The sequence below is a fragment of the Actinopolymorpha sp. B17G11 genome, assembly GCF_040196095.1.
In the GTDB taxonomy this organism is placed as follows: domain Bacteria; phylum Actinomycetota; class Actinomycetes; order Propionibacteriales; family Actinopolymorphaceae; genus Thermasporomyces.
Genome location: NZ_JBEFTW010000001.1, coordinates 536,730 through 546,108 on the forward strand (window position 1 = coordinate 536,730; position 9,379 = coordinate 546,108).

Below are 9,379 nucleotides of genomic sequence, written 5' to 3' on the forward strand. Positions count from 1 at the left end.
CGCCCGTCAAGCGCGTCTGGCGGATCGCGTGGGGGCGCGGCTCTGACCGCGTTGAGCCGGCACACCGGTCTCTGCAGGCAAACGGTCCCGTGCGGCTTTGACCTCGAACGCGAGCACGATTTCGGTGAACCCACGGAACAGCGCCAGGAGCCCGACGTAGAAGATCAGCAGCGCCGCGCGGGACGAAATCAGCTGCTGTGAGGCCCAGAAGCCAATGAGGATCTCGATGACGCCCGCGCCCGCCCCGAGCCACCAGACACTGTTCACGAATCTGGACTCGATGGACGTGATCAGGACAAGCGCCCCCTGCAGTATGAACAGCGCCCCAACGATGGTCGCCAGGGCCCAGAACGCGTCCAGTGGACTGACAAACGCCCAGATCGCACCGGCGAGGAAGAGGAAGCCCATCAGGACGCGGGCCCACCGCCACGGCGACCAGACGGACGCAATCAGGAACTCGTTGACCATTGCCCCCAAGAAGACGACCCCCATGAGGATCCCGATGGTGAACGCCGAGGTCGCGGTGAACCGCAACATCACCATCGAGACGATCAGCCACGCGATCCCGGTCAGGAGAAAGAGCCACCACGGGCCCACGAGCCGCGCCAGACCAGCAGGGAGCAGGTCAGCCTGCGAAGTTTCAGGCTGGGCCGATCCAGTCTGCGGTGATTCGGACCGTGGCGATTCAGCCTGCGGACTACTCATCGGCTCCTCCGAGGTCTTGGGGTACAGGCGAGCTGTAAGCCGATGCACGTGCCGGCACTCCCACCTGTCTCTTCCTCGACCGTAGGAAGGTGCAGACACTCAGCTACAGGGACCAAGGTCACCGAAGCGGCCCGGGCCAAAGAGTCCGCTCGACGGCTCTGTCGGCGGCAGGATGGGCTGGAACCACTGACCGAGAATGGAGCGGGGCCGTTCGTCCCGTCACGTAGTCAGTGCCCGGGAAGAGCGCAAGAGGGCGGCCCAAGGAGAACTAATGTCCCGCAAAGGGATCACTGGGTCGGGCATGTCGCGACCGGTCACCATTCTGGTCGGACTGGCGGCCACGTTCCTGGTGATAGCGGGCCTGCGTGAGGCCGCAGGCATCGTCGGACCGACGTTCCTTGCCCTGGTGCTCACAATCGCCGTGCATCCGCTGCATACCTGGGCCGAGCGCCGTCGCCTTCCCGGCTGGGTGGGCACCATCGCCGGCCTGGCCGCCATCTACGCTTGCCTGCTCGCCCTCGCGGTGTCCTTCGCCAGCGCGATCGCACGTTTCGCCACGCTGCTGCCCGCATATCAGGTCCAGTTCGCCCGGCTGCTCGACCGCACGCTGGCCTGGCTCGCCGACCTGGGCCTTACCCAGACGCAGCTGGAGGAGATGGCCGGCGCGCTCGATATCAACAAGCTGGTCACCGTGGCCACCAGCGTCGCCGGCGGCGCCCTCGGCGTCCTTACCAGTCTCGGCTTCGTCGTCACGCTGCTGCTGTTCATGGTCGCCGACGCCGCCGGATTCGGGCACAAGCTTCTCGCCATGCCGGCCGAGCGGCTCCGACTGGCACGTGCGCTGAGCACGTTCGCGACAGGAACCCGACGGTATCTCGTCGTCTCCACGGTGTTCGGTCTCGCCGTGGCCGTGGTCGACGTCGCAGCATTGCTGGTGATCGGTGTTCCGGCAGCATTGCTGTGGGGTCTGCTGTCGTTCATCACCAACTACATCCCGAACATCGGCTTCGTCCTCGGCCTGGTGCCACCCGCGGTTATCGGGCTGCTCGAGGGCGGACCGAGGATGATGATCGCCGTCATTGTGGCGTACAGCGTCGCCAACGTGGCGATCCAGAGCGTCCTCCAGCCGAAGGTGGTGGGCAATGTCGTCGACGTCTCCGCCACGCTCACGATGCTGTCCCTGGTCTTCTGGGCCTTCACGCTCGGCGCGATCGGCGCGCTGCTGGCCGTTCCGCTGACCCTGCTCGTCAAGGCGCTGCTCGTCGACGCCGACCCGGACGCAGCCTGGCTGCAGCCGCTGCTTTCTGCGCAGAGAAAGTCGACCAGATGAAGCCCCCACCATCGCTGCTTTCGGCCCGTCCGGGGATCCTGGGCAACGCTCGTCGACCTCGCCGACCAGCTGAGTTTCGCCCACATCGTGCGCTGTTGGTTAGCCGAGCTCGTTGCCTTCGACGACCCGGGCCGCGATCTGCGCTCGGGAGGTGAATCCGAACTTGACCAGGATGTGTTCCACGTGGGCCTCGGCCGTGCGCTGAGAGATCACCAGGTGGCGGGCGATGTCCTTGTTGCTCGACCCTTGGGCGATCAGCTCGGCCACCTCACGCTCGCGGGGGGTGAGGATCGCCTCGATGGCGGCGGGTTCTGGCGTTGTCCGAACGCTCTCGCCCAAGGCGTACGCGAGGGCTGCCGGCAGGCCGAGATCCCTGCCGTCCTGAAGGGCCGCATCGAACGCCTCCCCGCCGAGCTCGAGGCGAGTACGCCGCTCGCATTCTCCGTGGTACGGCAGAGTGAACTGGCCAATCGAGGGGGACGTACCAATGGCTTCCATGAGGTTCTTGGCGGAGCCGAGCAGCGTGGCGGCATGCTGGGGATCGTGATCGTTCTCGCTCGCCGCGATCCAGGCCAGAGCTTCCAGACACCAGGCAATACCAAGCAGGTCGCCGATCGAGCGTTTCAGGCGCAGGCTCCCGCGTACGAGGTCGACCGCCTGTCGGGCCTCTCCCTGCAGCCAGGTCGTGAGTCCGAGACTCCACAGGGCCAGCGAGCGGAACCAGACCTCGTTGCGAGGCTCGGTGATCGCGAGCATCTCCCGCTGGCAGGCGAGTGCTCGCTTCGGATCGTGCTGGATGCTCATCAGCGAAAGTGCGAAGAGGGCTTCGAGGAGCCCACGGAGATTGTTGTCGGCGCGGAAGACGTCGAGAGCGGCCCCCAGAAGTACGGGACCGCGGGCGAGATCTCCGTTCCAGTGGGCCAGATACCCGTTGGCGAGATTGATCAGCGCGCTCATCGAAGGATCGCCCAGCTTCCGGGCCACGTCGCCACCCTCGTCCGCGCGGGCCGACTCCACGGGAAAGTCGCCCTGATGCCCGGCCAGCATGCTGCACGCATAGAGGGCGCGGACTCGGTCGGAACTGATCTCAACAGGGCAGGCTAGGGCTTGGTCGAGCCAGCGCCGCCCCTCGCTGAGTGGCCCGCGGGCGATCCAGTACGAGTACAGCGTGGCGGCCATCCGGAGAGCGGTTCGGGCATCAGCACGCTCGCTGAGGGCGAACTCCAGTGCGGCGCGGATGTTTGGCTGCTCCCGGTCGAGCAGGGTGAGCCAGTCCACCTGGCGAGGGCCGACCCACTCGGTGTCAGCGCGCTCGACGAGCTGGGCATACCAGTCCCGATGCCGTCGGCGCAGCGCGCTGAACTCGCCGGTCTCCTGTAGCTTCACCCGGCCGAACTCCCGGATGGTGTCCAGCAGCCGGTAGCGAGCGAGCTTCGCATCTCCTTCCCGGATCACGATCGACTTGTCGACCAGCGAGGCCACGACCTCGAGCACGACGTCCGCCACCAGGTCCTCCCCGGCGGTGATGGACTCCGCGGCGTCCAGGTCGAAGCCGCCGGCGAAGACTGCCAGCCGGGTCCAGAGCAGCTGTTCCTGCGTGGAACAAAGGTCATAGCTCCACTCGATGCAGGACAGCAGCGTCTGCTGTCGGGTGGGAGCGCCGCGTGGGCCCTTGTCCAGCAGCCGGAACCGATCCTTCAGCCGGTCGGCGATCTCCTGCGGCCTCAACACCCGCAGCCGCGCCGCCGCCAGCTCGATCGCGAGCGGCAGGCCGTCCAGCCGGCGACAGATCTCCGCCACGGCGGCCTGGTTGTCCCGGGTGAGGGCGAATCCAGGCGCTACGGCCGTCGCCCGGTCGACGAACAGGGCCACCGCCTCGATCCGGAACAATTCCTGTGGGGAGGCCGGCAGTTGTTCGTCCGGCAACGGCAGAGACGGCACCGGCAACGTGACTTCTCCGTAGGTACTCAGTGGCTCGCGGCTGGTGGCCAACACCCGCAGCTCCGGGCAGGAACGCAGCAAGGTGGCGACCAGCTTCGCGACGGCGTCCACCAGATGCTCGCAGTTGTCCATGACCAGCAGGAGCTGGCGGGAGGCGAGGTAATGCTCCAACACTGTCATCGGCGGGCCCTCGAACGGCTCACGCAGACCCAGCGCTACTGTCACGGTCTCGGCGAGCAGTTCCGGGTCTTGCAACCGGTCGAGCTCGACCAGCCAGACCCCATCGCCGAATGCGCGCCGTACGTTCGTGGCCACCCGGAGCGCGAGCCGAGTTTTGCCGACACCGCCTCGCCCGGTCAACGTCACCAGACGCGACGAAGCCAACAATCGCCGCACATCGGTCAGCTCATGCCGACGGCCGACGAAGTTGGTGAACTCCGGGGGAAGGTTCGCAAACCCCCGATCAATGGGCGGCATGACATCTTCACGTTATCGGATGTCGGTTGAGGTGTATGGGGCCGTGATCGAGAACGACCGTTCATCCGGCGCGGACGAGCCTGAGTCCTGCGATTGCGGGGGTGTCGCGCGCCTGCCTGAACTCGACCGTCACCGCGTCGACGTTCGCTGGGGGGAAGGTGAGAATTCGCTGGTAGCCGACACAGGTTGCCTCGGCCAGGATGGCGGTGGCTCCGTCACGGTGTCCCGACACCACAACGTGTTCCAGGCGCTGGCCCAGCGAGATCTCCTCTTTCAGGATCAGTGCTTCGACCACCGTATCGCTGCCCAGGTTGACGGTGATCGACGCAGCAGCGTCGTCCTCGTCTGGCTGCCACCACCCGGTGCCGTTGGCAAGGTCCAGGGTCGGGTCCGGTGGGAGATCGCTGCCCCATCGTCTCGCCACGGATTGCTGCGTCGCCCCTTCCACCACAGCTCCGGACGAGAACGAGATCTCTGCGCCTATCGTGCGATCGCGGAGGCCAGAGATCATGTCGCCGAGTTCTGCCAGCGTCGCCACGTCGGGCGCAGCGAGCAGGCCGTGCGGCGTCGGAGGAACGTTGAGGAGGAATGTGGAGTTCCCGCCTACGGACGAACGGTAGATGCTGAAGAGCTCCGCCACATTCCGCACCCGGACGTCCTCGGCTTGGTGGTAGAACCAGCCGGGACGAATCGACGTGTTGACCTCGGCGGGATACCAGATCAGTTCGTCGTACCCGGCGAGCGCGGCACGGCTTCCGAGGTCTTCCTCGTTGCTGCGGACCAGTCTGGCGAACGTTCCGTCGTCCACGTGTTGTGACTGGTTCGCGATGCGCTCGGTGTCCTGCAGCGTCCGGGAGACCACGCTCCATTCGTCCTGGCGCGTGTGCCCCGCCTCGTTTCCGCACCACCGTACGTCTGGCCCACAGACGTTGATGACGGCATCGGGCTGAAGTTTGCGGATGGTCGCGTAGTAGCGCTCCCAGTCGTACACCTGTTGCCTGCCGTCCGCGGCCTCGCCGTTGGCTCCGTCGAACCACACCGAGAAGAGCTTGCCGTAGTTCGTCAACAGCTCCTCGAGCTGAGCCACGAAAAAGTCGTTGTACGGTTCACCGGTGCCGTAGGACGCTTCACTCCGGTCCCACGGTGACAGGTAGATTCCGAACGCCAAGCCATGTCGTTCGGCCGCCGAGGCGGCTTCTGCGACGACGTCTCCCTGACCACCCTGCCACGGCGAGGCAGCGACAGAGTGCTGGGTCAGTCGACTCGGCCAGAGGCAGAAGCCGTCGTGGTGCTTGGCTGTCAGGATCGCGCCCTTCATGCCGGCGCGGGCGAAAGCGGACATCCACTGGTCAGCATCCAGGTTGGCAGGGTCGAAAGCCGACGGACTCTCGTCGCCCACGCCCCACTCGCGTCCGGTCATCGTGTTCATGCCGAAGTGGATGAACGCATAGAACTCCAGGGACTGCCAGCGGAGCTGTCGGTCGGTCGGGCGTACCGCAGCGAGGTCAGCCGCTGTTCGAATGTCGGAGGCAGCCATCAACCCTCTCCCTGTCTGTCACATGTGAGGCGACCGGATAGGTCACTCCTATGTCTGGCACCGGAGTGAGATTGCGCGCCGGCATGACTCGTTCAGGTGAGTACGCATCGCGTCGGCCGCAGCGTCAAGGTCACGGCTTTCGATCGCGGACACGATGGCTTCATGTTCCTGCCTGGTGACATCAGCCTTCGATGCTCGACTTTGGATACGAAGGAGATGGAGGTGGCAGTGGGTACGCGCGAAGGCCTGTGCGACCTGACGGTTTCCGCACAGTCGCATCAGGAGGCCATGGAAGCGGATGTCATGGTCACAGAGCAGCCGGTATGGAGGCTCCGGTCCGGATCGTAGCGAGGTGGCGAATTGGTCAAGCTCTGCTCGGAGTCCGCTGACATCGATGTGTCGGGAGGCGGCGGCGACCTCTGCGGCGGCCCAGGGCTCGAGAAGGAGTCGGAGCTCGAAGAGCTCTCTCACTTCCTCGTTCGTCAGCAACTCGGTCGCGAAGTATCCGCGTTGTGGTCGCTTGACGACGAGTCCTTCTGACTCCAGGCTCGCGAGCGCCTCGCGAACGGGCGTGTGCGAGACCCCCAGCGCCGTAGCGAGTCGGCCAATGATCAGGCTTTGGCCGGGGCGGATCGTCTGGTCCATCAACAGGTTGCGGACCGCGGCGACTGCCTCGTCGACAAGCACTCGTCGCGGTGCGAGCCGCTCGAGTGGGAGAGGGTCAGTCGACACGTTCACCATCCAGGTCCCGGTGCCATGCAGGCACTAAGAATATATACATACACACAAATCTGCACTCGCGAACTTTGCGCAGGCTGGTCGATCGCGACTGTCGATCCTAGGCCTATGCCCAGTCCGTGGGGGGAGCGCAGCGCCCGCAGCGACTGCCCGCATTCACCGGCGGCCGAATTTGGCCACGACTCTAGACACTACATATCTATCGTATAGATTCTTGCCCACATCAAGCGGCACTCTCCAGCCGGGTGGGCGCCAGACCTCGACTCCCGGTTCATGCACCCGTGGCCTGCATCGGCTCGCGGCGGGTGGAAGTTGGCCACCCAGCCAACGCGGCAATCGGAACGGCTCGCCGGAACCACCAAGCAGCTGTCTGTAGTGCCACCAGGCAATGAGCCGATCAGACGCTGAACGGTGTCCGAGGGAGGTTGCGGTGAGTCCAGAGCGGACGCCGGTTCCAGACGGTACTGGCGCGAACACCGCCCCTCGTCACAACGACACGGCGGTGGTGACCCTCTGGCCACGTGGGCGATGCGCACACCTCGAGGTGTTCCTGGCTCGTCCGCTTCCGATCTACAACCGTGATCCAAGCGACGGGGGTCAGTCCGACAGTCGACCTTCCCAGCACAGAGGAGTACGCACATGGCAGTTGAAGAGTGGCATGAGTCGGCACCGCACATCGGACAGAGTGGCTTCTCCCGACGGCAATTCGTCACCCGTGCGCTAGGTCTGGGCTTGTCGGCGGCGACGGCAGGCTCCCTGGTGGCCGCGTGCAGCGGTGGTGGCGAGCCGGAGGGGGGCGGGCCGGCCGAGAAAGCACTGGTGCCGAAGGGTGGCCCGAAGTCCACACCGAACCAGGACGTCATCTATCCCGAGGGCTATGTCGGCCCGATCGCGTCGAAGAAGGCGACGATCGTGAAGGAGAAGGTCACGTTGAAGATCGTCGTGCCACAGAGCACGTCGGTCGGTGACTGGAAGGACAACGCCTTCAGCAAGTGGTACGAGGACAAGACCGGTGTCCACGTCGAGTGGCAGGTGGTGGCCGGCGAGGCCGGCTCGCCGGACGCCTTGACGAAGGTCAACGCCATGATCGCGTCCGGCGACGTTCCCGACGCTTTCATGAACATCAACTTCAGTCCGGCGCAGCAGATGCTGTACGGCTCGCAGGGAATGTTCATCCCCCTGAATGAGCTGATCGAGGACTACGGCGCCGAGATCAAGGGGATGTTCAAGGACTACCCGGACGTCAAGGACCTCATCACCGCCAACGACGGCAACATCTACACGATGCCGTACGTCAACGACTGTTTCCACTGCAACTGCGGCATCCAACGGATGTGGATCAACAAGGCGTGGTTGGACAAGCTCGGCCTCGGCGTGCCGGAGACGCTGGACGAGTTCGAGGAAGCGTTGAAGGGGTTCGCCAACGGCGACCCGAACGGCAACGGGAAGAAGGACGAGGTGCCGCTGTCGGGCGTCTCGGACCAGCCGTTGAGCAACTTCTTCATGGGGTCGTTCATCTACAACCCAGGACCGTGGATGGATCCTCCGTGGCTGTTCTTGAACGACAGCAAGGTCGACTTCGTGGCGAACAAGCCCGAGTGGCGTGAGGGTTTGCGCTACCAGAATCGGCTGTTCAGCCAGGGGCTGCTCGCCAAGGAAGCGTTCACCCAAGATGTCGAGGCGCTGCAGCGGGTCGGGAACAGTGCCGGCGACAACATCCTGGGAGCCGCTCGGGTGTGGGACTGGGGAAACTTCGTGACCGTTGACGTCGAGGACCCCAAGGCGCGTTGGCGCGACTACGTCTGTGTTCCGACCCTGAAAGGCCCGGACGGAACCGCGACGGCCCACTGGAACTACTACGGTGCGGCGGGGATCAACGGTGGCTTCGTCGTCACCAGCGCCTGCAAGAACCCCGAGGTCGCGGTGGCGTGGGCCGACGGGCAGTACGAGCTCGAGGCGCAGCTGCAGGCGTACAACGGCAAGGACTGGCGATATGCCAAGGACGGCGAGGTCGGGATCAACGGCAAGCAGGCTCTGTGGACCACGATCGGGACCTGGCCTCCCGACGACGGCCTGTGGTGGGGCCAGCTCGGTGTGAACTACCGGTCGAGTGACTTCCGGCTCGGCGAGGTTGTCGACCCGGAGAAGCCGACGTTCGAGAAGCCGTTGTACGAGGAGTCCCAGAAGTACTACAACCTGCGCCAGGACCGGAGCCTGCAGCTCCCGCCGGTCTACCTGACGGAGGATCAGGCCGCAGTTACTGGTGAGCTGGCCACGTCGATCGAGAACCACGTGCTGCAGCACGAGGCGAAGTTCACCATGGGACAGCTCGACATCAACGACGACGCGGCGTGGCAGAAGTACGTCGACACCTTCGACCGGATGGGCGTGGCGAACTACCTGAATGCCTACCAGGCGGCCTATGAGGAGAAGTACGCCTGACCCGAACGTCGCACAACGACCAAGAAACCAGTCGAACGAGCGGGCGAGGAGGGGTGGCGTGGCTTCCACAGCCGTCAGGATAAGGGAGACCCGGTCCGATCGGATCTTCACGATTTCGAACTACGTCGTGCTGACGTTGTTCCTTCTCGCCGTGCTCTATCCCCTGGTATTCATCCTGTCCGCTTCGATGAGTGATCCGCTCGCGGTGT

6 protein-coding genes are annotated in these 9,379 nt (G+C 65.0%); 2 read left to right on the top strand and 4 right to left on the bottom strand.

Annotated features, from left to right (window positions below; genetic code table 11):
* Positions 1-6 precede the first annotated feature (6 nt).
* Entirely contained in the window at positions 7-705 is a 699-nt protein-coding gene (locus tag ABN028_RS02395) for an HdeD family acid-resistance protein (protein ID WP_349695458.1), read from the bottom strand.
* A 301-nt stretch (positions 706-1,006) separates the two neighbouring features.
* Between ABN028_RS02395 and ABN028_RS02400 the strand changes: the two genes are divergently transcribed.
* Positions 1,007-2,035, top strand: coding sequence for an AI-2E family transporter (locus ABN028_RS02400; RefSeq protein WP_349328778.1), 1,029 nt, complete (start codon positions 1,007-1,009; stop codon positions 2,033-2,035).
* A 99-nt stretch (positions 2,036-2,134) separates the two neighbouring features.
* Here the strand turns inward: ABN028_RS02400 and ABN028_RS02405 are convergent, their stop codons facing one another.
* The 3 genes from ABN028_RS02405 to ABN028_RS35240 form a co-directional block, all read right to left on the bottom strand.
* On the bottom strand, positions 2,135-4,453 hold the full coding sequence (locus ABN028_RS02405; RefSeq protein WP_349695459.1) for an ATP-binding protein: 2,319 nt from the start codon (positions 4,451-4,453) through the stop codon (positions 2,135-2,137).
* Positions 4,454-4,514: 61 nt separating this feature from the next.
* A complete protein-coding gene (locus ABN028_RS02410; RefSeq protein ID WP_349695460.1) occupies positions 4,515-5,990 on the bottom strand; it encodes an alpha-L-fucosidase in 1,476 nt (491 codons plus the stop codon).
* 48 nt (positions 5,991-6,038) lie between these two features.
* The gene (locus ABN028_RS35240; protein ID WP_502877586.1) at positions 6,039-6,731 is read right to left on the bottom strand and encodes a GntR family transcriptional regulator; all 693 of its coding nucleotides are present in this window, start codon (positions 6,729-6,731) and stop codon (positions 6,039-6,041) included.
* Positions 6,732-7,367: 636 nt separating this feature from the next.
* On the opposite strand from ABN028_RS35240, the gene ABN028_RS02420 reads away from it, so the two are divergent.
* On the top strand, positions 7,368-9,170 hold the full coding sequence (locus ABN028_RS02420; RefSeq protein ID WP_349328774.1) for an extracellular solute-binding protein: 1,803 nt from the start codon (positions 7,368-7,370) through the stop codon (positions 9,168-9,170).
* The last annotated feature ends 209 nt before the right edge of the window (positions 9,171-9,379 follow it).